The 22287-nt window shown below is 71.5% G+C and carries 27 protein-coding genes; 11 read left to right on the top strand and 16 right to left on the bottom strand.

The annotated features are described in order from the left end of the window. Positions 1 to 18: 18 nt before the first annotated feature. The 4 genes from WDW90_RS13360 to oxlT all read right to left on the bottom strand — a co-directional run bounded on the left by WDW90_RS13360 (position 19) and on the right by oxlT (position 3183). A complete protein-coding gene (locus tag WDW90_RS13360; RefSeq protein WP_336487875.1) occupies positions 19 to 645 on the bottom strand; it encodes a TadE/TadG family type IV pilus assembly protein in 627 nt (208 codons plus the stop codon). A gap of 8 nt (positions 646 to 653) precedes the next feature. Beyond that, on the bottom strand, positions 654 to 1283 hold the full coding sequence (locus WDW90_RS13355; RefSeq protein WP_336487874.1) for a TadE/TadG family type IV pilus assembly protein: 630 nt from the start codon (positions 1281 to 1283) through the stop codon (positions 654 to 656). A gap of 204 nt (positions 1284 to 1487) precedes the next feature. Beyond that, the gene (locus WDW90_RS13350; RefSeq protein WP_336487873.1) at positions 1488 to 1685 is read right to left on the bottom strand and encodes a hypothetical protein; all 198 of its coding nucleotides are present in this window, start codon (positions 1683 to 1685) and stop codon (positions 1488 to 1490) included. Between the two features lie 199 nt (positions 1686 to 1884). Next, on the bottom strand, positions 1885 to 3183 hold the full coding sequence (gene oxlT / locus WDW90_RS13345; protein WP_336487872.1) for an oxalate/formate MFS antiporter: 1299 nt from the start codon (positions 3181 to 3183) through the stop codon (positions 1885 to 1887). A 366-nt stretch (positions 3184 to 3549) separates the two neighbouring features. On the opposite strand from oxlT, the gene WDW90_RS13340 reads away from it, so the two are divergent. Then, positions 3550 to 3786 carry a hypothetical protein gene (locus WDW90_RS13340; protein ID WP_336487871.1) on the top strand — a complete coding sequence of 79 codons (237 nt, stop codon included), beginning with the start codon at positions 3550 to 3552 and terminating at the stop codon, positions 3784 to 3786. Between the two features lie 132 nt (positions 3787 to 3918). Here the strand turns inward: WDW90_RS13340 and WDW90_RS13335 are convergent, their stop codons facing one another. From WDW90_RS13335 to WDW90_RS13325, 3 genes are all read right to left on the bottom strand, one after another. Next, positions 3919 to 4440: a Cache 3/Cache 2 fusion domain-containing protein gene (locus WDW90_RS13335; RefSeq protein ID WP_336487870.1), complete on the bottom strand. Its 522-nt coding sequence runs from the start codon at positions 4438 to 4440 to the stop codon at positions 3919 to 3921. Between the two features lie 142 nt (positions 4441 to 4582). Continuing rightward, positions 4583 to 5188 carry a hypothetical protein gene (locus WDW90_RS13330; RefSeq protein ID WP_336487869.1) on the bottom strand — a complete coding sequence of 202 codons (606 nt, stop codon included), beginning with the start codon at positions 5186 to 5188 and terminating at the stop codon, positions 4583 to 4585. Between the two features lie 949 nt (positions 5189 to 6137). Then, the gene (locus WDW90_RS13325) at positions 6138 to 6884 is read right to left on the bottom strand and encodes a YebC/PmpR family DNA-binding transcriptional regulator (protein WP_336487868.1); all 747 of its coding nucleotides are present in this window, start codon (positions 6882 to 6884) and stop codon (positions 6138 to 6140) included. A 156-nt stretch (positions 6885 to 7040) separates the two neighbouring features. Between WDW90_RS13325 and WDW90_RS13320 the strand changes: the two genes are divergently transcribed. After that, complete coding sequence (locus WDW90_RS13320; protein WP_336487867.1) at positions 7041 to 7238, top strand: hypothetical protein; 198 nt, start codon at positions 7041 to 7043, stop codon at positions 7236 to 7238. A 5-nt stretch (positions 7239 to 7243) separates the two neighbouring features. Here the strand turns inward: WDW90_RS13320 and WDW90_RS13315 are convergent, their stop codons facing one another. The 4 genes from WDW90_RS13315 to WDW90_RS13300 form a co-directional block, all read right to left on the bottom strand. After that, positions 7244 to 7993, bottom strand: a complete 750-nt coding sequence (locus tag WDW90_RS13315; protein ID WP_336487866.1) for an HAD-IA family hydrolase — start codon at positions 7991 to 7993, stop codon at positions 7244 to 7246. After that, positions 7987 to 8679, bottom strand: coding sequence for a ribulose-phosphate 3-epimerase (gene rpe, locus WDW90_RS13310; protein ID WP_336487865.1), 693 nt, complete (start codon positions 8677 to 8679; stop codon positions 7987 to 7989). The genes WDW90_RS13315 and rpe overlap by 7 nt, the downstream gene beginning before the upstream one ends. A gap of 103 nt (positions 8680 to 8782) precedes the next feature. Next, positions 8783 to 9643, bottom strand: coding sequence for a phosphoribulokinase (locus WDW90_RS13305; RefSeq protein WP_336487864.1), 861 nt, complete (start codon positions 9641 to 9643; stop codon positions 8783 to 8785). 23 nt (positions 9644 to 9666) lie between these two features. Next, positions 9667 to 10725, bottom strand: a complete 1059-nt coding sequence (locus WDW90_RS13300; protein ID WP_336487863.1) for a class 1 fructose-bisphosphatase — start codon at positions 10723 to 10725, stop codon at positions 9667 to 9669. Between the two features lie 165 nt (positions 10726 to 10890). On the opposite strand from WDW90_RS13300, the gene WDW90_RS13295 reads away from it, so the two are divergent. Together WDW90_RS13295 and WDW90_RS13290 are read left to right on the top strand one after the other, a co-directional pair. Further along, positions 10891 to 11832, top strand: coding sequence for a LysR family transcriptional regulator (locus WDW90_RS13295; RefSeq protein WP_336487862.1), 942 nt, complete (start codon positions 10891 to 10893; stop codon positions 11830 to 11832). Continuing rightward, the gene (locus tag WDW90_RS13290; protein ID WP_336487861.1) at positions 11829 to 13070 is read left to right on the top strand and encodes an NAD(P)/FAD-dependent oxidoreductase; all 1242 of its coding nucleotides are present in this window, start codon (positions 11829 to 11831) and stop codon (positions 13068 to 13070) included. The genes WDW90_RS13295 and WDW90_RS13290 overlap by 4 nt, the downstream gene beginning before the upstream one ends. A gap of 3 nt (positions 13071 to 13073) precedes the next feature. Here the strand turns inward: WDW90_RS13290 and WDW90_RS13285 are convergent, their stop codons facing one another. Continuing rightward, positions 13074 to 13349 carry a helix-turn-helix domain-containing protein gene (locus WDW90_RS13285; protein ID WP_336487889.1) on the bottom strand — a complete coding sequence of 92 codons (276 nt, stop codon included), beginning with the start codon at positions 13347 to 13349 and terminating at the stop codon, positions 13074 to 13076. A 382-nt stretch (positions 13350 to 13731) separates the two neighbouring features. On the opposite strand from WDW90_RS13285, the gene WDW90_RS13280 reads away from it, so the two are divergent. The 7 genes from WDW90_RS13280 (at position 13732) to WDW90_RS13250 (ending at position 17878) form a co-directional block, all read left to right on the top strand. Continuing rightward, the gene (locus tag WDW90_RS13280; protein ID WP_336487888.1) at positions 13732 to 14235 is read left to right on the top strand and encodes an META domain-containing protein; all 504 of its coding nucleotides are present in this window, start codon (positions 13732 to 13734) and stop codon (positions 14233 to 14235) included. Positions 14236 to 14391: 156 nt separating this feature from the next. Continuing rightward, the gene (locus WDW90_RS13275; protein ID WP_336487860.1) at positions 14392 to 14565 is read left to right on the top strand and encodes a hypothetical protein; all 174 of its coding nucleotides are present in this window, start codon (positions 14392 to 14394) and stop codon (positions 14563 to 14565) included. Between the two features lie 99 nt (positions 14566 to 14664). Continuing rightward, positions 14665 to 15798, top strand: a complete 1134-nt coding sequence (locus WDW90_RS13270) for a glycosyltransferase (RefSeq protein ID WP_336487859.1) — start codon at positions 14665 to 14667, stop codon at positions 15796 to 15798. A gap of 104 nt (positions 15799 to 15902) precedes the next feature. Next, positions 15903 to 16880, top strand: a complete 978-nt coding sequence (cysK, locus tag WDW90_RS13265; RefSeq protein WP_336487858.1) for a cysteine synthase A — start codon at positions 15903 to 15905, stop codon at positions 16878 to 16880. A 129-nt stretch (positions 16881 to 17009) separates the two neighbouring features. Next, positions 17010 to 17342, top strand: a complete 333-nt coding sequence (locus WDW90_RS13260) for a hypothetical protein (RefSeq protein WP_336487857.1) — start codon at positions 17010 to 17012, stop codon at positions 17340 to 17342. Next, on the top strand, positions 17342 to 17659 hold the full coding sequence (locus WDW90_RS13255) for a hypothetical protein (protein ID WP_336487856.1): 318 nt from the start codon (positions 17342 to 17344) through the stop codon (positions 17657 to 17659). The genes WDW90_RS13260 and WDW90_RS13255 overlap by 1 nt, the downstream gene beginning before the upstream one ends. 15 nt (positions 17660 to 17674) lie before the next feature. After that, positions 17675 to 17878 (top strand): hypothetical protein, encoded by a 204-nt coding sequence (locus WDW90_RS13250; protein ID WP_336487855.1) that lies wholly within the window; start codon positions 17675 to 17677, stop codon positions 17876 to 17878. Between the two features lie 52 nt (positions 17879 to 17930). Here the strand turns inward: WDW90_RS13250 and typA are convergent, their stop codons facing one another. The 4 genes from typA to WDW90_RS13230 form a co-directional block, all read right to left on the bottom strand. After that, the gene (typA, locus tag WDW90_RS13245) at positions 17931 to 19757 is read right to left on the bottom strand and encodes a translational GTPase TypA (RefSeq protein ID WP_336487854.1); all 1827 of its coding nucleotides are present in this window, start codon (positions 19755 to 19757) and stop codon (positions 17931 to 17933) included. 149 nt (positions 19758 to 19906) lie between these two features. Further along, positions 19907 to 20254 carry a DUF3325 domain-containing protein gene (locus tag WDW90_RS13240; RefSeq protein ID WP_336487853.1) on the bottom strand — a complete coding sequence of 116 codons (348 nt, stop codon included), beginning with the start codon at positions 20252 to 20254 and terminating at the stop codon, positions 19907 to 19909. Beyond that, the gene (locus WDW90_RS13235; protein ID WP_336487851.1) at positions 20251 to 21858 is read right to left on the bottom strand and encodes a PepSY-associated TM helix domain-containing protein; all 1608 of its coding nucleotides are present in this window, start codon (positions 21856 to 21858) and stop codon (positions 20251 to 20253) included. The genes WDW90_RS13240 and WDW90_RS13235 overlap by 4 nt, the downstream gene beginning before the upstream one ends. A 31-nt stretch (positions 21859 to 21889) precedes the next feature. Further along, positions 21890 to 22189, bottom strand: coding sequence for an iron transporter (locus tag WDW90_RS13230; RefSeq protein WP_336487850.1), 300 nt, complete (start codon positions 22187 to 22189; stop codon positions 21890 to 21892). Positions 22190 to 22287 lie beyond the last annotated feature (98 nt).

Below are 22287 nucleotides of genomic sequence, written 5' to 3'. Positions count from 1 at the left end.
TCCGGCACGAGGGGCGGGTCAGGGATTTCGGCACGCGGCGCCTCCCGGCAGGATGATCTCGCCGTCGGCCCGCTCGGCCCAGGCGATCTGCTGGCGGAAGACGAGCGAGGTCGAGCCGAAGATCGCCGCGTAGATCCGCGAGCCGATCACCGGCGCGTAGGGCATGCTCACCTCCGCCAGGATGTAGCGGGCGCCGTCGAAGCGGTAGATCGGCGGCACCGCCGGGATGCCGTCCTGCCCGGCCGGGGCGTTCTGCGTCCGCGGCGTCGCGTTGGCGTTGGCGGCGCTGGAGCAAACGAAGCCCGAGAGGGTCCCGTTCTCGTCCTCGACGCCCATCGCGTTGACGACGATGCTGACCTGGCCGGCGTCGAAGGGCTGCAGGATCGCCGCCGAGGCGCTGAAGATCGGATCCATCGTGGTCATGGGCGCGCGCCCGCTCAGATCCGCCACGGCGCGGGCGAACAGGCTGAACTTGCGGCTGTTGTCGATCGCCCGCGTGGTCTCGACCGCGCCGAGATACAGCGCGATCAGGAGCGGCAGGATCAGGGCGAACTCGACGGCCGCGACGCCGCCCGCCTCGCAGGGGAAGCGGGGCGCGCGCCGGAGCAGGGCGGCGAGGGGCAGCCGCGCGGCGATGCGGGGCATCGGGCGGCTCACGAGCACACCCCCGTCGAGTCGTAGGGTTCCACCCGGAAGACGGTGGCGGCCTGGAGCACGCGCCGCCCGCCCGGAAGCGTCACGGCGCCCGGATTGAGCAGGGCGAAGAAGACGGGGAAGTCCACCGCCGCCTGGATGACCACGATGGCGCTGGTGCGGCCGCAGGCATAGGCGCTGCCGAAGGCCGGGTTCCAGTCGCTCGCGCCGGTCGCCGGGTTGACGGCGGTAGGCGCCACCAGGGCGACGTTCTGGAAATCGTCGACCTGCTGGATGTTGAGGCGCACGTTGGCGCAGGCGAACAGGGTGTTGCGCGGCTGGCCGTTCTCCTGGCAGAGCTGCGACCGGAAGGCGTCGAGGAGGTTCGCGCTGCCGCTGGTGCCCGCCGTGCCCTTCTGGAAGCGCCCGGTATAGATCTGCCGCCCCGCGTCGCTGACGGCCTGCTGCAGCATGTCCTGCGCCCAGGAGCCGATGGCGACTTCGAGGATCGCGCTCAGGATCGCCAGGAACGGCAGGGCGAGGAGAGCGAATTCCACCGCCGTGGAGCCCTCCCGCGCCCGCAGGAAGGCGGGCCGGGCGCGGCCGTTTCGGGCTCGGAAGCGGGCCGCCAGGGTCAGAACTCTCAGCATCGTCGCGGCTCACGCTCATCCATCGCGCGGCTCGTGCAATACAAGTCCGGCGTGTATTGGATAATGCGCTTCGCCTTGCGGAATCGTTGCGCCGTTCGCTGAAACCCGGATCCGGGCCGTATTCGGCCCGCCCGGCCCGGTTATCCTTAAGGCTTGGTTCGCACCGGGGAATGCCTCGTCATCGGCCGCGCGCCGCGGCCCGGCTCAGCGGTGGGCGTCGTGGGCGAGGCCGAGCATCGGCGGCAGCGCGTAGAGGCCGTCGGCCATCGCGATCACCGACAGGATCAGGCCGAGTGCGGCCATGTAGAGGATCGTGAAGAGGTCCCGGTTGCCCGTCATGGTGACGAGCACGAGCGCCGCGAAGGGGATGCTCTGCAGGGCGAGCGCGGCGGCGACGTTCATCTCAGGCCCTTCGGCGATCGGTCGAGGCGCGGGATGGGCTTTTCTCGTTCTCGGGCAGGCCTGTTGCGGCGCCGCCTTGTCCCGAGCGGACGAGCGGGATGCGATCCCGCCCGGTCCCGTGCGGATGCGGCGCCGGCGGCCGGGACGGCCCGCCCCGGGACGGGGCGGGCCTTGGTGCCGGGACGGACCTCGGGGCCGCTCAGGCGTGGGCGAGCGCGCCCGCCGGAACGGCCACGCCGTTGGCGGCGTGGTGGCGCTTGAGCATCGGCCGCAGGACCGCGACGGCGAGGAAGGCCGCGATGAGGTCCATGGTCGCCACCGTGTAGAGCACCGTCGACCAGGTGCCGGTCGCCTGCATGATCACGTTGCCGATCGGCACGAACAGGGCGGCGAATCCCTTGGCGCAGTAGAGCACGCCGTAGATCTTGCCGATGTGCTTCGAGCCGAAGGTGTCGGCCGCGGTGGCGCTGAACAGCGAGTAGACCTCGCCCCAGGCCAGGAACACGACGCCCGACAGGATCACGAAGGCCCACGGGTTCGAGCCGAAATAGCCGAGCGCCACGATGCCGATGCCCTCCATCGCGAAGGCGATGAACATGGTCTTCTCGCGGCCGATCCGGTCCGAGACGAAGCCGAACAGGGGCCGCGAGATGCCGTTCATGATGCGGTCGAGCATCAACGCGAAGGGCAGGGCCGCCATCGTGAAGAAGTACAGGTTCACCTGGAAGTTCTTCACGCCGAGGTCCTGCGCGATCACGCCGAGCTGGGCCACAGCCATCAGGCCGCCCGTCACCGTGCAGGTGAACATCAGCAGCATGACGTAGAAGACCGGCGTGCGCAGCGCCTCGCCGAGCGTGTAGTCGCGCCGGGTCTGCAGCACCTTGGTCGAGAACCTCACCTCGTCCTTGGCAGGCGCCCGCATGAAGGCGGCGGCCAGGATGATGATCGCGCCCTGGATCAACCCGAAGGTGAAGAACGCCTGGGCGTAGCTGCCCGCGTCGATCATCTTGGCGATCGGCAGGATGGTCAGGGCCGAGCCCGCGCCGTAGCCGCCCGCCGTCAGGCCGACCGCGAGGCCGCGCTTGTCGGGGAACCACTTGAGGGCGTTGTTGACGCAGGTGGCGTAGACGCAGCCGACGCCGATGCCGCCGATGACGGCGCCGACGTAGAAGCCGGTCAGCGAGGTCGCGTAGGAGTTCACCACCCAGGCGAGGCCGGTCATGAGGCCGCCGAACATCACGACGCGGCTCGGGCCGTACTTGTCGATGAAGTAGCCCTCGATCGGCGTCAGCCAGGTCTGCACGATGACGAAGATCGTGAACGCCACCTGGATCGCGGCGCGATCCCAGCCGAACGTCTTCTGGATCTCGGGGACGAACAGGGTCCAGGCGTACTGGATGTTCGCGGCCGCCACCATGCAGGCGACGCCGAGGACGATCTGCAACCATCGGTTCGGGGTTGATTTCGCGACGCTCTGCGCGGCACTCGACGACGCCATGGGTGTTCCTCCTTCTACCTTGCACCGACGTCCAGCGGTTCGATGGATCCTGGCGTAGCCGCTGGCCGAAAGCGTTCGCGTGCCGCCGGGCCTCTCGTAGTGGAGTCCATTCGCGGCAATCTTGCATGCATTATTTGGTATGTCAGATTGGCGCGCAAGAAGAATAATTCATGGATTTCAAGTTATTCTCGGGGATTAAGCCGGGGGGCTCGTCCGTTTACCAGTTCTCGCTGGATTATCGGCCCGGCCACGGCCGCATCCGTCGCGCCGAAAGACTTCGCGCGCGCCCGCCCGACGGAGCCCCCGCGGGAACCCGCCCGCACGATCGCCATTCCACCTGCATCGTGCCGAGCCACAAGGATCTTCATGCCTCGCGACCTGTCGCCGCTCGTCGGCATCGCCCTGGTGCTTGCCGGAATCCCGGAGGCGCAGCTCTCCACCGCGCTGCGCGGCGTGAACGCCGTGCGCGGCGCGGCGCCCGCTCGGGACCATCAGACCGCGCTCCCGGGCCGGCAGGAGACGCATGTCGGCCGCTGGACGCGCGCCGACGAGCGGGCCCTCTGGAACGCCGAGCTCTACAATCGCCCCATGCGGCGGTTCTGATCACGCGGGCACGATGCCGGGAGGCCGGAGGCTGGAGCATGCCGCCATGTCGTGGAGACGGCAGCATGCTCTAACTTATCGTGGCCGCACGATGAGTCCGGAAAGCCGGATTCCACGTGTCCGCACCGTGCTCTACTTCTTCAGATAGCCCACGTAGTAGATCCCGATGACGCCGCTGCTCGGATCGCGGATCGGCTCGTAGCCCGTCGTGTAGGGCTTGCCGAGGATATCGGCGTCACCGAAATAGGCGTCGCCCTTCGTGATCGCCGCGAAGGCCTTGCCCTTCGGGTCGAGAACGGTGCCGACCGCGCGCGAGCCGTCGTCCTTCTTGACGTTCGTGGCGACACGCACGAACTCGCCGCCGCTCCTGACGAACAGCGTCGCGGTCCCGCCGACGTCCTTCTGCACGGCGTCCACCACGGCGAAGTTGCCGTTCATCTTGGTCTGGCCGAAATACAGGGCCGGGACGGTCCGTCCGGCGACGGCGTCCTCCCCCTTCACGCTCGGAGCGCCGAGCTCGGCGGTCTTCGCCTTCAGACGCTGCATGGCCACCTGCACGTCGTCGGCCGGGGCGGCGGCGACGCGCGCGGAGATCGGAACGGCCGCGCCGGCCAGGAGGGCCAGGAGCGACAGGGTGAGAAGCGGGGTCTTCATGGTCATCTCCCGTCGGCCTCGCGCCGCCGCTCCGACGACCGTCGGCGGCGCGGGCCCGTGAATTCCGCGGGCGCCGCCGGCCACTCGCCTCGGGCGGCCCCGCCCGGGAGAAAGCTCGGCCGGGGCCGGGCTTTCGTGAGTCTCAGGGCTTCGTGGCGCCGCTCGCGCCCGGCTGGGTGGCGCCGACCTGCTTCGGCTTGATCTCCCAGGTCGTGTTGTGCGGGATGTCCAAGGCCGTGTAGCCGCCGGACCCGGCCAGGGCCGGCATCGCGTTGCAGGCGAAGGGCTCGCGGCCCGTGATGCCGTCGTACTTGCCGGTGCCGCCCGTGATGACGTGCGTGCCGCAGGCGAGATCGGGCTGCGTCTTGTCGACGTCGCGCGTGTCGAAGGTGGAGAAGATCTGGTCGCCGTCCTTGTCGGCGAGCACGCAGGCGCCGTCGATGTACTTCTTGTCGCCCGACGCGACGTTCAGCGCCAGGCAACGGGCCGACATCTTGTCGAGCATGGCCTCGCCCTTGAGGTTCTGCGTCGTGCCGACCGCCTCCAGGGGGGTCACCGAGCCGAGCCCCTGGATCTCGATGCCCGCGAGCGGCCGGAGCACGAAGTGCGTGACGTAGGGCGTGGTGCCGGACGTCGCGATCGGCTCTCCGAGCGCCGTTCCGGATGCCGTGGCGACAAGGAGCGCCGACAGCACCGCCACCTGGACGAGCGGACGCCTCGCGGCTGCCGCGATGAGGCCTGGAACCATGGGCTGCATTGCTTCCTCCTCGCATCAGCGGCGGAGTTCAGCACAACCGGGGCGCGTCCAGAGTTTGCAATGTCCGCCGCATGCACCGCAGCCGACGGACGGCTCCGCGAGCCGTCGAAGGCGGCCGCCGCCCCGCGCAGGACGGATGCGGCGCCTGCCTCGTGCCCGCGGAAGACCTTATGCCTCCGGCCGCAAAGAAAAATCGCAAGCGTTGCTGGCAAGAGTTACTGCCAAGAGTTGTTGGCAAGAGTTGCTGCCGAGAGTTGTTGGCGTGTGTTGGCCCCAAGTGATGCAGCCAAGTGTTAATCCGGACGGCGACCGTCCTTCCCAGCGGCCGGCGAGAGCCTCGACGGCACGGCGTCCGGCGCGGGTCCCCTCGCTCGAGCGCCAGAGCCGGCCGGCGCTTGGCCCGTGCAAAAAAATCTTGACAATAATCCTAGTCTGCGCTTTCACTCTCCCACCTGCCGCCCACCCGTGGGGGGCCCGTCCGGGGACCGACCGGAGGGGCCGGGGCGGCGGGGCGGTGCCCGCGTCGGTGGCTTCGGTCGCCATCGCCCCGGGCGGCGGCTCGACGCGAGGCCGCTCGGGGCGCGGCGGGCGGCGGCGGAGGAAATGCCGCCGCACCCGACCCGCTCCTGGGCGGCAGACCAGGGACTGCGGCGCCCGCCCACTACGAGGCGGCGTGCGAGGCAGCTTCGCCCAGTTCGCATCTCGCGGGGACGACCAGGAACCCGCAGGCGATGGCGCAGGTCGAGAGACGCCGAAGACACCGCGACGCGAGACGCGGCCCCGCCGACAGGCCGGGGCCGCGGGACGCCGGGGGACCGGCCTTTGAGTTGCAAACGCGTTCGCGTGGTTTCCGCGGCGTCCCGCGTCACCCTGGCGCGACCCGCTCCGGCCATGTCCCCGGCGCCGAAGGCGCGCGGGGCCGTTCCCGCGTGGGCGAGGCTCAGGCCTCGAGCTTGGCCATCAGCGCCTCGGAGAGCGCGAAATTGACGTAGACGTTCTGCACGTCGTCCTGGTCCTCGATCACCTCGACGAGGCGGACGAGCTTCTCGCCGGTCTCGTCGTCGACGTCGATCGTGTTCTGGGCCTTCCAGACCAGGGCCGTGCGGCTCGGCTCGCCGAAGCGGGCCTCGAGCGCCTTGCTCACCTCGCCGTAGGCGTCCTGCGCGCAGGTGACCTCGTGGCCGCTCTCGTCCGAGCGCACGTCGTCGGCGCCGGCCTCGATGGCGGCCTCCAGCATCGCGTCGGCATCCGCCACCGCGGCCGGGTAGGCGACGATCCCGACCCGGTCGAACATGAAGGAGACCGCGCCCGTCTCCGCGAGGCTGCCGCCGGCCTTGGTGAAGGCCGAGCGCACGTCGCTCGCCGTGCGGTTGCGGTTGTCGGTCTGGGCCTCGACGATGAGGGCGGCCCCGCCCGGGCCGTAGCCCTCGTAGCGGATCTCCTCGTAGTTCTCGCCCTCGCCGCCGGCCGCCTTCTTGATGGCGCGCTCGATGTTGTCCTTGGGCATGTTCTCGGCCCGCGCCGCCAGCACGGCGGCGCGCAGGCGCGGGTTCATGGCCGGGTCGGGCGTGCCGAGCTTGGCCGCCACCGTGATCTCGCGGGCGAGCTTGCCGAACAGCTTCGAGCGGACCGCGTCCACCCGGCCCTTGCGGTGCATGATGTTCTTGAACTGGGAATGGCCGGCCATGGCGTGACCCTGACGGTGTCTGTCGCGACGGAGGAACGGTCCGCCGGGCGGGCCCATCCTCGACGTCGCCGCGTTGGAATGGCCGGGGTTATAGGCCGGCCTCCCGCCGGGAGGCAACGCGGGCGGGCAAGCGCGCCAGGGAAGCGGAGGGAGACGATGAGCGGGCAGGCGATTCGGAACCGACACGACGCGGACCGCGAGCCGGCCTGCGCCGATCCGGACGCGGGCGGGCGACAAGGCGCGCGCCGCCTCAGGCTCGGCCTCGCGCTCGTCCTCGGGGCCTTGGCGGGCGCGACGCTGTTCGCCCGGAGGGCCGAGGGGCGGAGCGAGGGCGGCCGGCTCGACCGGCGCTGAGGCGCTCAGGCCCGCGCGGCGTGCCAGGCCCGGAGCGCGGCCAGCGTCACGACGCCGTCCGGCCAGGCGAAGCCCGCGATGTGGCGGTGCGGCCGGCCGGGCTCGCCGAGGTCCGAGACCGCCGAGAAGGCGCCGTCGAGGCGGTGGCTCCCGGTATAGGCGCTGCGGGTGGCGATGACGGGCAGCCCCGCATCCAGCGCCGAGCGGATGCCGGCGGCCGAATCCTCGAAGGCCACGGCCTCGGCGGGCGCGACGTCGAGGCGGCGGATCGCGAGGTCGAAGATGTCGGAGGCCGGCTTCTTGCGCGCGGCCTCGTCGCCGCAGGCGATCACGTCGAAGGGCGCCTCGCCCTCGGGGAAGTTCACCTGGATCAGCCGGTCGACGTTCGGCCGGCTCGTGGTGGTGGCAACCGCGAGCCGGAGGCCCGCCGCCCGCGCCTCCGCGAGGAGCCGGGCGATGCCGGGGCGCAGGCCGAGCGCGCCGCTCTCGACGAGATCGCCGTAGATCCGCGTCTTGAGGCTGTGGATCTCGGGCAGCCGCGCCAGGAGCGCGGGAGCCTCGCCCGCGTGGCGGGTCTCGATGTAGTGGGCGAGCCGCTCCTTGCCGCCCATCACCCGCAGCAGGTCGGCGTAGAGCGTCGGCTCCCAGCGCCAGGGCAGGCCGAGCGCCGAGAAGGCGCGGTTGAAGGCCTGGCGGTGGAGGTCCTCGGTCTCGGCGAGCGTGCCGTCGACGTCGAAGATCAGGGCCCTCAGCATGACAGCCCGGCGCCGCCTCCACCCGCCCCCTCCGCGCCCTGGCGGATCGCCGCGATGTGGTGGGCATAGCGGCCGGGCCCGTCGCGGAACACGGCGTTGCCGGCCACGAACACGTTGGCGCCCGCGGCCGCGGCCCGGGCCACCGTCTCGGGGCCGATGCCGCCGTCGACCTCGATGTCGATGTCGCGCCCGGCCGCCATCGTGCGCACCCGCGAGACGGTCTCGAGCGCGCTGCCGAGGAAGATCTGGCCGCCGAAGCCGGGATTGACCGTCATCACGAGGACGAGGTCGATCATGTCGATCAGGGGCTCGACCGCGGCGGCGGGCGTGCCGGGATTGAGGGCGAGGCCCGCGCGCTTGCCGAGGCTCCGGATCGTCTGGAGCGAGCGGTGCGTGTGGGGGCCGGCCTCCGCGTGGACCGTGATCGTGTCGGCGCCCGCCTCCGCGAAGGCCGCGAGGTAGGGATCGGCGGGGGCGATCATCAGGTGCACGTCGAAGGGCTTGCGCGAGTGCGGGCGCAGGGCCTTGATCACCGGCGGCCCGAAGGTGAGGTTCGGCACGAAGTGCCCGTCCATCACGTCGAGGTGGATCCAGTCGGCGCCGGCCGCGTCGACCGCCCGGACCTCCTCGCCGAGCCTGGCGAAGTCGGCCGAGAGGATCGAGGGCGCGATGATGGGGCTCTTCATGGATCCTGACCGTGATTCTGCGCGGAGCCTGCTGCGCCGCAATATAGTGCGGGGTCCGGCCGCCGACAGGACATTGGACATTCGGGCGGGTCTGCGCCGGGCCTCAGGCGAGCCGGCGGCGGCGCTCGACGAGCTGCATGATGATCGGCGTGAGGATGAGCTGCATCGCGAGGTCGAGCTTTCCGCCCGGGATCACGATGGAATTCGCCCGGCTCATGAAGCTGTCGTGGATCATGGAGACGAGGTAGGAGAAGTCGATGCCCTTCGGGTCCTTGAAGCGGATCACCACCATCGACTCGTCGGCGGTCGGGATCCAGCGGGCGATGAACGGATTCGAGGTGTCGACGGTGGGCACCCGCTGGAAGTTGATGTCCGTCCAGGAGAATTGCGGGCAGATCGTCTGCACGTAGTCGGGCATCCGGCGCAGGATCACGTCGGTGACGGCCTCGGTGGAGTAGCCGCGGAACGAGCGGTCCCGGTGCAGCTTCTGGATCCATTCGAGGTTGATCACCGGCACCACGCCGATCTTGAGGTCGGCGTAGCGGGCGATGTCGACGCTGTCGTTGACCACGCAGCCGTGCAGGCCCTCGTAGAACAGGAGGTCCGAGCCCGGCGGGAAATCCTCCCAGGGCGAGAAGGTCCCGGGCGGCGTGCCGTAGCGGGCGGCGTCGCCCGCGTCGTGGGCGTAGTGCCGGCTGCGCCCGCCCCCCGACTCGCCGTAGGTGCGGAACACCTCCTCGAGTTCGGGCAGGAGATTCGCCCGCGGCGCGAAGTGGCTGAGCGTCGGCTCGTCGGCCATCATGCGCCGCATGGTCTCGCGGTCGAAGGCGTGGAAGGCGTCGCCCTCGATGTAGACGGCGCTGACATCCTCGCGCCGGAAGATCTGCTCGAAGGTGTTGCGGACGGAGGTGGTGCCGGCTCCCGACGAGCCGGTCACCGAGATGATGGGGTGACGTGCGGACATGGTGGCGGCCGGTTGCGCCTCGCTCAGCCGCGCATCAGGCCGCGCTGGCCGAAGAGCGGCGAGCGCGAGGCGGCGTGGTTGCGGCCCCCGAAATACTTGGCGACGCAGGCGACCTCTTCTTGCGAGCCGAACACGAGGGGGACCCGCTCATGGATTCCGGTCGCCTCGATGTCGAGGATGCGGCGCTCGCCGTCGGTGGCGCCGGCGCCCGCCTGCTCCATCAGCATGGCGATGGGCGCGGCCTCGTAGAGGAGGCGCAGGCGACCCTGCGCGTAACCCTTGCGGCCATCGCCCGGGTACAGGAACACGCCGCCGCGCATCAGCACCCGCTGCGCGTCCGCCACGAGCGAGCCGAGCCAGCGCATGTTGAAGTCCTTGTCGCGCGGCCCCTCGGAACCGGCCAGGCAATCCTCGATGAAGGCCTTGATGGGCGCGTCCCAGTGGCGGGCATTCGAGGCGTTGATGGCGTATTCCTTGGCCGAGACCGGCACGTCGAGGCTCGCATGGGTCAGCCGGAAGGCGCGCTCGGCCCGGTCGAGGACGTAGACCTGGGTGCCCTCGCCGAGCGTCAGGATCAGGGCGGTGGCCGGCCCGTAGGTGACGAAGCCGGCCGCGAGCTGCGCGGTGCCGGGCGTCGTGAAGGAGGCGATCGGATTGGCGGGATCCTGCACGGCCGGGCGGATGCCGAAGATCGTGCCGACGGCCATGTTGACGCCGATGTTCGACGATCCGTCGAGGGGATCGATCGCGACGGCGAGGGGCGCGCCCGCGCTGAGGCGCATCACGTCCTCGGCCTCCTCGGAGGCGACCTCCGCCACCGGCGCCCCCCGCAGCGCCTCGGTGACGCGGGTATGGGCGATCACGTCGAGGGCCTTCTGCACGTCGCCGTCGCTGTTCTGCTCCCCCGTCGCGGCGAGGTCGCCGCCGAGCGCGCCCCGGCCGATCACCTCGCTGATGTCGATGGCCGCCCCCGCGATCGCCTCGATCACCGCGGCGACGTCCACGAGCTCGGCCCGGTCCGCCACGCTCTGCGCCAGACACGCATCGAGCCGCGCCCCGATCGTCAGAGATCCCATCGCCATCGGCCGAGGTCCTTCCCGTGTTGTCCGTCCTGGGCCGAGCCCATATCGGCGACGGCTTTGGCATGATACCGCCCGGGCCCGCCAGAGCGCCAGAGGGCTGCAAATCGCGAGGGAAGGATTTCTAAAAAATCTTGCGGCAGGTCAAAAAAAAACTAAGAACCTCGCATGCGCAACCTGTCCTTGAAACAATTGCAGGCCGTCGCCGCCGTCGCCCGGCTCGGAACCATGACGCGGGCGGCGCAGGAGCTGAACGTCACCTCCGCCGCCCTCTACGCCCGCATCCGGCAGCTGGAGGAGGAGGCGGGCCTGCTGCTGTTCGACCGGACGCCCACGGGCCTGAAGCCGACGGATGCGGGCCGCGAGATGCTGTGGGCGATCGACAGCATCAACACCGTGCTGGAGACCTGCACCGATCGGCTGCGCACGCTGAAGGGGGGCGCGGGCGGGCGCGTGACGATGGGCGTGGTCTCGACGGCCAAGTACTTCGCCCCGCAGGTGATCGCCGGCTTCGTCGGGCTCCATCCCGGGGTGGAGATCAACCTCTCGGTGGGCAACCGCGGCAGCACGGTGGAATCCCTGCGCAACTACGAGATCGACTTCGCGATCATGGGCCGGCCGCCGCGGGACTTCGCGATCGAGGCGGAGATCTTCGGGCCGCACCCGATCGTTCTGATCGCCGCCCCCTCGAACCCGCTCGCCGGACGGACAGGTCTGACGCGGGCGGACCTGTCCGAGGAATCCTTCCTGGTGCGCGAGGAGGGCTCCGGCACCCGCACGGTGTTCGAGGAGTTCATGAGCGGCGTCATCATCAAGCGGGCCCGCCTCGGGATCGATTCCGGCTCGAACGAGACGATCAAGCAAGCCGTGATGGCGGGGCTCGGGATCGCGCTCCTGTCCGCCCACACGGTCGCGGCGGAGGTCGAGACCGGGCGCCTCGTGCTCCTCGACGTGCAGGGGCTGCCGATCCGGCGCGACTGGTACGCGGTGCGCCGCGCCGACAAGGTGCTGGGGCCGGCCGCCCGCGCCTTCTGGGAATACCTGATGCAGGACGGAGCCCGCTGGCTGCCGGGCGTCGACGCGGCGGCGACCGCGGAGGCGCGCGCATGAACAGGGCCGGGATCGTCATCGTCGGTGGCGGGCAGGCGGGATTCCAGGTCGCGGCCTCGCTGCGGGAGGCGGGGTTCGCCGATCCCGTCACGATCGTCGGCGAGGAGACGGCCCTCCCCTACCAGCGCCCGCCCCTGTCGAAGGCCTATCTCGCCGGCAAGGCGGACGCCGACTCCCTGAGCCTGCGCCCGGAAAGCTATCTCGCCGAGCACCGCATCGCGCTGATGGCGGGCCGGGTCGCGACCGGCATCGACCGGGACGCGCGTCGCCTGCGCCTCGCCGACGGCGAGAGCCTCGCCTACGACCATCTCGTCCTCGCCACCGGCTCGCGCAACCGCCCGCTCCCGGTGCCGGGAGCGGATCTCGACGGGGTGCGCCAGCTTCGCGGGCTCGCCGATGCCGACGTGCTGAAGGCCGCGATCGGCACGGCGCGCCGCGTGGCCGTGGTGGGGGCGGGCTTCATCGGCCTCGAATTCGCGGCGGTGGCGGCCGCGCTCGGCCTCGACGTCACCGTGGTCGAGGCCATGGCCCGGCCGATGGCGCGGGCCGTCTCGGCCGAGATGGGGGCCTTCTTCCGCGCCGCGCAGGAGGGCTTCGGCGTCCGCTTCGCCTTCGAGGCGGCCGTGGAGGCGATCGAGGGTGCGGACGGGCGCGTCACCGGCCTGCGGCTCTCGGGCGGCGAGGTGCTGGCTGCCGACCTCGTCCTGGTCGGAATCGGGGTGCTGCCCAATCAGGAGCTCGCGGCCGGGGCCGGGCTCGCGGTCGGCGACGGCATCCGGATCGATGCGATGCTGGCGACCGCCGACCCGGCGATCTCGGCGGTTGGCGACTGCGCCCGCTTCCCGAGCCCGTTCGCGCACGGCCTCTCGCAGGACGGATCGGTGCGCATCGAGTCGGTCCAGAACGCGATCGACCAGGGACGCTGCCTCGCGGCCCGCCTGACCGGGCGGCCGAGCCCCTACGCGGCCGTGCCCTGGTTCTGGAGCGACCAGGGCCCCTACAAGCTGCAGATGGCGGGGCTCGCCGGCCCCGCCGACCCGAGCGTGGTGCGCGGCACGGGCGAGGCCTTCTCGGTGTTCCGGTTCCGGGACGGCGCGCTGAGCGGGGTGGAATCCGTCAACCGGGCGGCCGACCACATGATCGCCCGGCGCCTCCTCGCGGCCGGGACGCCCCTGACGCCCGCGCAGGCCGCCGACCCGGGCTTCGACCTGAAGGCCCTGGCGACGGCCCGGACCTGAGGCTCAGCGGTCGTTCTCGGTGGTGAGGTCGTCGGGCCGCGTGCCCTCGTCGGGCTCGGCCCGGCGCTCCAGGCGCACGCCGGGCGAATCACCGTCGGTGAAGACCGCGCCCGCCGCCATCAGGGCGCTGCGCAGGGCCTCGATCTGGCCCGAGGCCGGGTCGCTGCGGCCGGCCTCGAAGGTTCGTACGAAGCCCTCGTCGAGCCCGACCCTGGCCGCGAGATCCGCCTCGGACCAGCCGAGCAGGCCGCGTGCGGCCCGCGACTGCGCCGCGCTCATCGGGGCCGAGGCCCATCCGCTCTGCCCTCCCTCGTCCGATCCGGTCAAACGCTCCTCCTCGCCGATGATCCCGCCGTCCGGCGCGCATCATGGCGCGGCGGGCGGCGTCTCGACAACGGCGCGCGTCCCGGATCGTTGCCCGCGGGCGTCCGACGGATCGAGCGCGTGCGGATTCCGCTGGGAATCGCGCGAAAATCCGCGCGCGCCCGGCCTTGACCATATTTGTGCTGAAATCTTATCGGATTGGCGCTGCTGCACGTCCCGGATGCAAGGTCCGCCTCGAGAGCACCGCGACCGTCGGCGTGCGGCCGGGGACCCCGCGCAACGGCGCGGGCCCGGGAGCAGGATCGACGCGATGCAGGCAGATATTGGGGGCCAGACGATGAGAGCGATGCTGATCGCCGCGCTGGTCTGTGCTGTCGCGGCCGGGGCAGTGACCACGGCCACGGACGCGCAGGCGCAGGGCGTGACGGGTTTCGGATCGAAGAACCGCCGTCCCGGAGGCGAGGAAGAGAAGAAGCAGTACATTCCGGCCGCCAAGGCGCAGGAGAAGATCTTCCCGCTCGACTCGACCTGGACCGCCGTGAGTCTCAACGGCAAGGCCTTCGGGAGCGGCGACCGGCCGAGCTTCATCATCGACAAGCAGTACCGCGCCCGCGGCTACGGCGGCTGCAATACCTTCGCGGCGACCGCCTTCCCGCTGCGCGAGCAGCACCTCGCCGTCGGTCCGCTGGCGCTCACCAAGAAGTCCTGCGACAAGGGCCTGCAGGCCACGGAGCAGGCTTTCTTCGTCGCCCTGCGCACCGCGGCGCAGTGGGACCTCGTCGGCTCGCAGCTCGTGATCAAGAGCCCGAACGGCGAGTTGCGCTTCGACCGGGCGCTCTGAGCTTTCGCCCGAGCCCGCCCTCGCCCCGGATCTCGGCGGCGAGGCGGCCGCCTCTTAAGTGGCCGTTGACCACGATCTCCGGTTTAACGGCCCGGTTTACACGGCCTTGAAGCGCCACGGTGCCTGCTTCGTCCCGGAACAGGGACGAGACGGCGTATGCGTCAGCGAATCGGGATTCGGGCGGACGGGGCGGTCCTGCGGCGCGACGCGCTGGACGATGCCCGCTACACGGCTCCCGGGGCCGCGCATCCCGGAGCGCTGCGGATCGCGGCCGGCGCCTCGCTCTTCGCAACCCTCCTCGTCCTCTCGACGCGCCTGTTCATGGCCTGAGCCCGGTCAGCCGGACCGCCGGCGTCCGCGCCCGGAGGCCGGGCCGCCCCGACACCGCGCGGCGCGGCCGGAAGACCGGCCCGATCCGGCGATCACCGCATGACCGATCTCCGCCCCGTCCTGCACGTCATCTCCGGCCTTCGCACCGGGGGCGCAGAGACCATGCTGGTCGCGCTCTGCCGCGCGCTCTCGGCACGCGGCCTCCCCCAGCACGTGGTCAGCCTCACCGCGGGCGGGCCGAACGCCGCCGTGCTGGAGGATCTCGGCATCGCGGTCCACACGCTGGCGCCGCGCGGGCTCGCCGGCTCGGCGGTGAGCCTGTGGGCGCTCGCCCGGCTCGTCAGGCGCCTGCGGCCGGCCGTGCTTCAGGGCTGGCTCTATCACGGAGACCTGTTCGCGGCGCTCGCCCACCGCCTCGCCGGGGCGCCCCGCGGCACGCTGCTGGCCTGGGGCCTGCGAAACTCGGACATCGACCATGCCCGTTACGGGCGGCTGCTCGCCCTCGCGGCCCGCCTCTCGGGCTGGCCCGGCCTCGTGATCTCGAACAGCCAGGCGGGCGTCGACTTCCACCGGGCGCAGGGCTATCGCCCGCGCCGGATCGCGGTGATCCCGAACGGCATCGATACCGCCCGCTTCCGGCCCGATCCGCAGGCCCGCGCCGCCCTCCGGGCCGAACTCGGCCTGTCCCCCGGGGCGGTCGTCGCCGTGCACGCCGCCCGGGTCGACCCCATGAAGGACCACGCGACCCTGCTGCGGGCCGCCGCACGGGTGCCGGACGTCCGGCTCGTTCTGATCGGCGCGGGCACGGCGGATCTGGATCTGCCGGCCAATGTCCGGGCGCTCGGCCGCCGCGACGACCCGGAGCGCGTCGTCGCGGCGGCCGACATCGCGGTCTCGTCCTCGGCCTTCGGCGAGGGCTTCTCGAACGCGCTCGCCGAGGGCATGGCCGCAGGGCTCGTGCCCGTCGCGACGCGGGTCGGCGATGCGGGCTTGATCCTGGGCGATCTCGGCCGCCTCGTGCCGCCGCACGACGCCGAGGCCCTCGCTCTCGCGCTCCGCGAGGTCGCCCAGCTCTCGGCGCCGGAACGCGCCGCCATCGGGGGGGCCGGGCGCGCCCGGATCGAGGCCGCGTTCGGCGTCGAGGCCATGGCGCGGGGCTTCCTGGAGGCGTGGCGTTCTGCCGGCGCGCAACTTCCGGAACGCGGCAATCAACAGAACTGTTTCGTAGATTAAGGAGTACCTCGACGCGATCCGGGATATCGGCTAGGCGTCAGCCCTGACGGCATTCGCCGCCCTTCGCGGCTTCGATCACGACCTTTGCCGCCCAGGAGATTTCCATGGCCGATTCCGCTGTTTCGTCCCCCTCCGGCAAGCCCGGCCACGGCCGCGTCTTCGGCTCGATCACCGAGACCATCGGCAACACGCCCCTGGTGCGCCTGAACCGCCTGCCCCAGGAGCGCGGCATCGACGCCGAGATCCTGCTGAAGCTCGAGTTCTTCAACCCGATCGCGAGCGTCAAGGACCGCATCGGCGTCAACATGATCGACGCGCTGGAAGCCTCCGGCCGGCTGAAGCCCGGCGGCACCCTGGTGGAGCCGACCTCGGGCAATACCGGCATCGCGCTGGCCTTCGTGGCGGCCGCCCGCGGCTACCGGCTCATCCTCGTCATGCCCGAGACGATGTCGCTGGAGCGGCGCAAGATGCTGGCCTTCCTCGGCGCCGAGCTCGCGCTCACCCCCGGCCCGCAGGGCATGAAGGGCGCGATCGCCAAGGCCGAGGAGCTCCTCCAGGAGATCCCGGGCGCCGTGATGCCCCAGCAATTCGAGAACCCGGCCAACCCCGAGATCCACCGCAAGACGACCGCGGAGGAGATCTGGAACGACACGCAGGGGCAGCTCGACGCCTTCGTGGCGGGCGTCGGCACGGGCGGCACCATCACGGGCGTCGGGCAGGTTCTGAAGCCGCGCCTGCCGAACCTCAAGGTCGTGGCCGTCGAGCCCGAGGATTCCCCGGTCCTGTCCGGCGGCCAGCCCGGCCCGCACAAGATCCAGGGCATCGGCGCCGGCTTCGTGCCCGGCGTCCTCGACCGCGGCGTGATCGACGAGGTGCTCACGGTCTCGAACCAGACCGCCTTCGAGACGGCGCGCCTGCTCGGGCGACTCGAGGGCATCCCGGGCGGCATCTCGACGGGCGGCAACGTCGCGGCCGCGCTGGAACTGGCGAGCCGGCCCGAGTTCAAGGGCAAGCGCATCGTCACGGTCGCCTGCTCGTTCGCCGAGCGCTACATCTCCTCGGCCCTGTTCGAGGGCATCTGATCGGGCTCGGGTCCGGCGCCGGGCGCCTCTCGGCCGCCGCGCGCCGGCCGAGAGGCGCCGCGCGCAGGAGCCCTGACGCAACCCCGGCCCCGTCGGCACGGTTGTCCCGCCACATCAGGAGGAGCAGCCATGACCGAACAGAACCGCGACCGGCCGTCGCTGAAGCAGTTCGACGCCTATACCGACCGCAACGGGCAGGATCTCGGAGGCGAGTCGCCGCTCGACGTCGGCGTGCCCTCCCGGACACAGGCCGACCTGAAGGGCGACCCGTCCGGCCAGGCTGAATCGGCCCGGCTCGCGAGCGGCCTGCCCCGCCAGGACGCCACCGACGAGACCGAGGCCGAGACGCCGCCCGAGAACCTCCGCCGGCTGCGCGGCGAGGCGGAGCAGCCCGGCGCGTCGGCGCGCGAGGCCATCGACCGCGCCACGGCGCCGGTCGGGCAGGACGACGGGAAGCGCTGATGGCCGCGAACGGCGATTCCGTCCCGACCGAGACCGTCACCCGCAAGCCGGACGAGGCCGTCGGCACGCCCGGCGGCGAGCCCGCGGGCGGCGGCCGTCAGACGCCGCAACAGGCCGAGATGACCCGCATGGGCACGGGCGGCCGCTCCGACGCCGAGCGCAAGGAAGGTTGGGACGCGGGCGGCGAGCCCGGCCGCAACCCGCCGGCGCTGGGCGGCTCCTCCGGCGGTCATTCCGACCAGAAGGCCTCGCGCGGCCCCCGCGCGGGCGAGACCGTGGCCGACGGCCTGTCGAAGGCCGAGCGCGAGGCGCGCTGACGCCGGGAGGGATCGATGAGCGACGAGACGGACCGCGAGCCGGCCTCCCCGCCACCGAAGGGGTCATCCCCTCCCCCGAGGGCCAAGCCCGCCAACATCGCGCCCGACGCCGTGACGGATCCGAGCGAGAAGACCGGCGGAAAGCCCGGCCTCGGGCCGCAGGGCGGATCCGGTGGGCATTCTCACGGGGGCGACGAGACCGATCCGGGCAGCAGCTGAGGCCCGGAACGCAAAAGGGGCCGGACGCTGCCGCCCGGCCCCTCGCGAATCGTTACGCCGAGAGCGCTTCCTTCGAGCGCTCGGCCCGCTTGCGGTCGTTCGGATCGAGGACCGTCTTGCGCAGGCGGATCGACTTCGGCGTCACCTCGACGAGTTCGTCGTCCTGGATCCAGGCCAGCGACTTCTCGAGCGTCATCCGGATCGGGGGCGTGAGGCGCACGGCCTCGTCCTTCGAGGTGGTGCGGATGTTCGTGAGCTTCTTGCCCTTGAGCACGTTCACCTCGAGATCGTTCTCGCGGTTGTGCTCGCCGATGATCATGCCCTGGTACACCTTCCAGCCCGGCTCGATCATCATGGGCCCGCGATCCTCGAGGTTCCACATGGCGTAGGCCACCGCCTCGCCCTTGTCGTTCGAGATCAGCACGCCGTTGCGGCGGCCGGCGATCTCGCCCTTGTAGGGCTCGTAGGCCTTGAACAGGCGGTTCATGATGGCGGTGCCGCGGGTGTCGGTCATCAGCTCGCCCTGGTAGCCGATCAGGCCGCGGGTGGGCGCGTGGAAGACGAGGCGCAGGCGGTCGCCGCCCGAGGGCCGCATCTCCAGCATGTCGGCCTTGCGCTCCGACATCTTCTGCACGACGACGCCCGAGTGCTCCTCGTCGACGTCGATCACGACCTCCTCGATCGGCTCCAGGAGGTTGCCGTCCTCGTCCTTCTCGAAGACGACGCGCGGGCGCGAGACCGCGATCTCGAAGCCCTCGCGGCGCATGGTCTCGATCAGGATCGCGAGCTGCAGCTCGCCCCGGCCCGAGACGTAGAAGCTGTCCTTGTCGGCAGCCTCCTCGATCTTCAGCGTGACGTTGCCCTCGGCCTCCTTGAACAGGCGGTCGCGGATCATGCGGCTCGTGACCTTGTCGCCCTCGGTGCCGGCGAGCGGGCTGTCGTTGACGATGAAGGACATCGTCACGGTCGGCGGATCGATCGGCTGGGCCTGGATCGGGGTGTCGACGGCGGGATCGCAGAAGGTGTCGGCCACCGTGCCCTTCATCAGGCCGGCGATCGAGACGATGTCGCCCGCCTCGCCGACATCGATCGGCTGGCGCTCCAGCCCTCGGAAGGCCAGGATCTTGGAGACGCGGCCGGTCTCGACCACCTTGCCGGCGCGGTCGAGCACCTTGATCGACTGGTTGGGCTTGACCGTGCCCGACGCGATGCGGCCGGTGACGATGCGGCCGAGGAACGGATTGGCCTCGAGCAGCGTGCCGAGCATCCGGAACGGGCCCTCCTCGGTGCGCGCCTGCGGCACGTGCTCGAGCACGAGGTCGAACATCGGGGCGAGGCCCTCCGACTGGTCGCCCTCGGGCGAGGCCGCCATCCAGCCGTTGCGGCCCGACCCGTAGAGGATCGGGAAGTCGAGCTGCTCGTCGGTGGCGTCGAGGGCCGCGAACAGGTCGAAGACCTCGTTGACGACCTCGTTGATGCGCGCGTCCGGCCGGTCGACCTTGTTGACTGCCACGATCGGGCGCAGTCCGATCTTCAGGGCCTTCGACACCACGAACTTGGTCTGCGGCATCGGGCCTTCGGCGGCGTCGACCAGCACCACGACGCCGTCCACCATCGAGAGGATGCGCTCGACCTCGCCGCCGAAATCGGCGTGGCCGGGGGTGTCGACGATGTTGATGCGGGTGTCCTTCCAGACGACCGAGGTCGCCTTGGCGAGGATCGTGATGCCGCGCTCCTTCTCGAGGTCGTTCGAGTCCATCGCCCGCTCCTCGACCCGCTGGTTCTCGCGGAAGGTGCCGGATTGCTGGAGCAGCTTGTCGACGAGCGTCGTCTTGCCGTGGTCGACGTGGGCGATGATGGCGATGTTGCGCAGCTTCATGGGATATCCGAAGCGAAAAGAACCCGTCACGTCGCGGGCCGCCGATGGGCGGCCGGCCACGCCGGGTACGGGTTCGAGCTGTTGCGTTGCAATAGAAGGTGGCGGCGCATCCGGCAAGGGCCGGCGGCGCAATCCCTGCATGCGGGCCTTCAGCCCCTGAGGGCGAACGGCAGAGCGAGGAGCGCGAGCGGCAGCGCGAGGAGGGCCGCCGGCCGCAGCCAGCGCGGCCGGTAGGAGAGCAGGGCGACCACGGCAAGCGCCGCGCCGGTCAGGCCGCCGACCCACTGCACGGGGCCGAAGTTCCAGCCTTCCAGCGCGACGGCGGCCGCCAGCGACAGGCCGATCCCGGCCCAGCCGGCGAGCCGCAGCGCGCGGGCCCGCGTCCTCGGCACGCGGGCCAGGAAGGCGTCGCGATGGTGCCGGTCGAGGCTGAGCGCGAGGGAAGCGAGGGACGCGAAGCTCAGCGCGAGGTTGAGGGCGAGCACGGTCGGGGTCATGCGCGGTGCCGCGCTCCCGCCGGCGGGGCGCGGCGCGTCAGCGGCGCCCCGACCGGCCGCGGCTGCGGCGGGCGCGCCGCGGCGGGCGCGGCTTCCGCCCGCGCGGGCCGGCGCGGGGCCCGGGGGCGCCCGGCCTGGTAGGCCGCGACGGCGAGGAGCGCGCTCAGCGCCAGCATGGCGGCGTCGAAGCCGAGGTAGCGCGCCTCGCCGTCGAGGGGATGCTCGCCCGTGGTGATCGCGCTGACCACCGGCACGCTCAGGAAGAGCGCGCTCGCGAGGCCGAACGCCTCGCGCCAGGCGCTGAGATGCGGCCGCGGGACCGCCGCCAGGGCGATGCAGGCCCAGGCGCCGAAGAAGATGCCGATCTCCCAGTCCGCCCGCCCCGGAAGGGCCGCGGGCAGGAGGCGGTTCGCCAGGAAATAGGCGGCGAGCCCGACGGGCAGGCCTGCCACGGTGCCGACATTGAGGACGCGCACGAGGCGGACGCCGAGGCCCGGCCGCTCGCCCGCCCTCGGCAGGCGCGCCACGGTCCAGAGGACGAGGCCGGTGGCGATGGTCGCGGCCCCCATCAGGCCGCACAGGAAGAACAGGACGCGCAGGGCGGGCCCGGCGAAATGCGCCTCGTGCAGGCCCACGAAGGCCGTCGAGATATGGGTCGCCGGCTGCGCGGCCCCGGTCGCGCCGAGCTCCGCCCCGCTCGCTCCGTCGAAGGCGATCTGCGGATGCTGATGGGCGAGGCCGTGCGGCTCCTCGAAGATCGCCACGATCGTGGCGGCGGCGTCGCCCGGATTGTGGACGGCGATGTGCTCCAGGGGCTCGGAAACCCGCGCCTGCGCCTGCGCGACCAGAGGCGCCAGCGAGACGAGGCCGCCGGGCTTGCCCGCGGCGGGGCGAATCTCCGGCATCAGCCCGGACTCGACGAAGAAACGGGTCTCGTCGCCTTTGTAGGCCGCCTGCACGCCCCAGGGCATGTACATCGGCGCGAGGGTGACGAGGCCCGAATAGGCGATCATCAGGTGGAAGGGCAGCGCCAGCACGCCCGTGACGTTGTGCGCGTCGAGCCAGCCGCGCTGGGCCGACCTGTCCCGCCGGAAGGTGAAGAAGTCGGCGAAGATGCGCCGGTGGGTGATGATGCCCGAGACGAGGGAGATCAGCAGGATCATCGCGCAGATGCCGACGATCCAGCGGCCCCAGAGCGGCGGCAGGTTCAGCTCGAAATGGAAGCGGTAGAGGAAGTCGCCGCCCTTCGTGTCGCGGGCCCGGCTCGGCTCGCCGGTCAGGGGGTCGAGCAGCGCGTGGTGGAACGGGCCCGCGAGGCTTCTCCACCAGTGCACCTCGGTGAGCGGCTTGTCGGGCCGGGGCAGGTCGATGAACCAGCCCTGGGCGTCGGGAGCCCTGGCCTTCAGGAAATCCGCGGCCCGGTCCGCCGCCGCCCCCGCGTCGATCGCGGCGCCCGCGCGCAGCTCGGGCCGCATCCAGGCGGAGATGTCGGCGCGGTAATAGGTCGCCGTGCCGGTGACGAAGATGCAGAACAGCACCCAGCCGACCACGAGGCCGGACCAGGCGTGCAGCCACGCCATCGATGGGCGCAATCCCTGTCTCATGCCGGTGCGAGCCTCACGCCGATCCCGATCCTCATGCCGATCCTTGGACGAGCCAGAGCCCGCCGCCGAGGAGGAGGCTCAGGACGCCGAGCCCGAGCACGGCGCGGCCGAGGCTGCGGGCCGCGAACACGAAGATCACGGCGGCCACCATCACGGCGAAGCTCGACACCGTCGCCGCCGCGACAGCCTCGGAGGAGGCCAGCGGCAGCGTCAGGGAGAGGAGCGCCGTGAACAAGGCGGCGATGCCGTAGCCGCCGCAGGCCGCGAGCAGTACCCGTCCCGCCACCGCGGCGCGATAGGCGAAGCCCCGCCCGTCGTGTTTTCCACTCATGCGCAGCGTGCTACCCGTGATGGAGCGGCGGGCGGCCCCGGAATCGACCGCACCCGCCGCATGGAACGGTCGATCGCAGGATCTGCCCGGCGCAGTAG

Source organism: Methylobacterium nigriterrae (assembly GCF_037106235.1).
GTDB lineage: Bacteria > Pseudomonadota > Alphaproteobacteria > Rhizobiales > Beijerinckiaceae > Methylobacterium > Methylobacterium nigriterrae.
The sequence above is the reverse complement of the archived record's forward strand: the minus strand, read 5'-3'. Positions and strand labels throughout refer to the sequence as shown.

Excerpts from the sequence above, each read along its gene's own strand:
- WDW90_RS13360 (WP_336487875.1), bottom strand. The coding sequence starts at position 645 with ATGCCCCGCATCGCCGCGCGGCTGCCCCTCGCCGCCCTGCTCCGGCGC.
- WDW90_RS13355 (WP_336487874.1), bottom strand. The coding sequence starts at position 1,283 with ATGCTGAGAGTTCTGACCCTGGCGGCCCGCTTCCGAGCCCGAAACGGC.
- WDW90_RS13350 (WP_336487873.1), bottom strand. The coding sequence starts at position 1,685 with ATGAACGTCGCCGCCGCGCTCGCCCTGCAGAGCATCCCCTTCGCGGCG.
- oxlT (WP_336487872.1), bottom strand. The coding sequence starts at position 3,183 with ATGGCGTCGTCGAGTGCCGCGCAGAGCGTCGCGAAATCAACCCCGAAC.
- WDW90_RS13340 (WP_336487871.1), top strand. The coding sequence starts at position 3,550 with ATGCCTCGCGACCTGTCGCCGCTCGTCGGCATCGCCCTGGTGCTTGCC.
- WDW90_RS13335 (WP_336487870.1), bottom strand. The coding sequence starts at position 4,440 with ATGAAGACCCCGCTTCTCACCCTGTCGCTCCTGGCCCTCCTGGCCGGC.
- WDW90_RS13330 (WP_336487869.1), bottom strand. The coding sequence starts at position 5,188 with ATGGTTCCAGGCCTCATCGCGGCAGCCGCGAGGCGTCCGCTCGTCCAG.
- WDW90_RS13325 (WP_336487868.1), bottom strand. The coding sequence starts at position 6,884 with ATGGCCGGCCATTCCCAGTTCAAGAACATCATGCACCGCAAGGGCCGG.
- WDW90_RS13320 (WP_336487867.1), top strand. The coding sequence starts at position 7,041 with ATGAGCGGGCAGGCGATTCGGAACCGACACGACGCGGACCGCGAGCCG.
- WDW90_RS13315 (WP_336487866.1), bottom strand. The coding sequence starts at position 7,993 with ATGCTGAGGGCCCTGATCTTCGACGTCGACGGCACGCTCGCCGAGACC.
- rpe (WP_336487865.1), bottom strand. The coding sequence starts at position 8,679 with ATGAAGAGCCCCATCATCGCGCCCTCGATCCTCTCGGCCGACTTCGCC.
- WDW90_RS13305 (WP_336487864.1), bottom strand. The coding sequence starts at position 9,643 with ATGTCCGCACGTCACCCCATCATCTCGGTGACCGGCTCGTCGGGAGCC.
- WDW90_RS13300 (WP_336487863.1), bottom strand. The coding sequence starts at position 10,725 with ATGGCGATGGGATCTCTGACGATCGGGGCGCGGCTCGATGCGTGTCTG.
- WDW90_RS13295 (WP_336487862.1), top strand. The coding sequence starts at position 10,891 with ATGCGCAACCTGTCCTTGAAACAATTGCAGGCCGTCGCCGCCGTCGCC.
- WDW90_RS13290 (WP_336487861.1), top strand. The coding sequence starts at position 11,829 with ATGAACAGGGCCGGGATCGTCATCGTCGGTGGCGGGCAGGCGGGATTC.
- WDW90_RS13285 (WP_336487889.1), bottom strand. The coding sequence starts at position 13,349 with ATGAGCGCGGCGCAGTCGCGGGCCGCACGCGGCCTGCTCGGCTGGTCC.
- WDW90_RS13280 (WP_336487888.1), top strand. The coding sequence starts at position 13,732 with ATGAGAGCGATGCTGATCGCCGCGCTGGTCTGTGCTGTCGCGGCCGGG.
- WDW90_RS13275 (WP_336487860.1), top strand. The coding sequence starts at position 14,392 with ATGCGTCAGCGAATCGGGATTCGGGCGGACGGGGCGGTCCTGCGGCGC.
- WDW90_RS13270 (WP_336487859.1), top strand. The coding sequence starts at position 14,665 with ATGACCGATCTCCGCCCCGTCCTGCACGTCATCTCCGGCCTTCGCACC.
- cysK (WP_336487858.1), top strand. The coding sequence starts at position 15,903 with ATGGCCGATTCCGCTGTTTCGTCCCCCTCCGGCAAGCCCGGCCACGGC.
- WDW90_RS13260 (WP_336487857.1), top strand. The coding sequence starts at position 17,010 with ATGACCGAACAGAACCGCGACCGGCCGTCGCTGAAGCAGTTCGACGCC.
- WDW90_RS13255 (WP_336487856.1), top strand. The coding sequence starts at position 17,342 with ATGGCCGCGAACGGCGATTCCGTCCCGACCGAGACCGTCACCCGCAAG.
- WDW90_RS13250 (WP_336487855.1), top strand. The coding sequence starts at position 17,675 with ATGAGCGACGAGACGGACCGCGAGCCGGCCTCCCCGCCACCGAAGGGG.
- typA (WP_336487854.1), bottom strand. The coding sequence starts at position 19,757 with ATGAAGCTGCGCAACATCGCCATCATCGCCCACGTCGACCACGGCAAG.
- WDW90_RS13240 (WP_336487853.1), bottom strand. The coding sequence starts at position 20,254 with ATGACCCCGACCGTGCTCGCCCTCAACCTCGCGCTGAGCTTCGCGTCC.
- WDW90_RS13235 (WP_336487851.1), bottom strand. The coding sequence starts at position 21,858 with ATGAGACAGGGATTGCGCCCATCGATGGCGTGGCTGCACGCCTGGTCC.
- WDW90_RS13230 (WP_336487850.1), bottom strand. The coding sequence starts at position 22,189 with ATGAGTGGAAAACACGACGGGCGGGGCTTCGCCTATCGCGCCGCGGTG.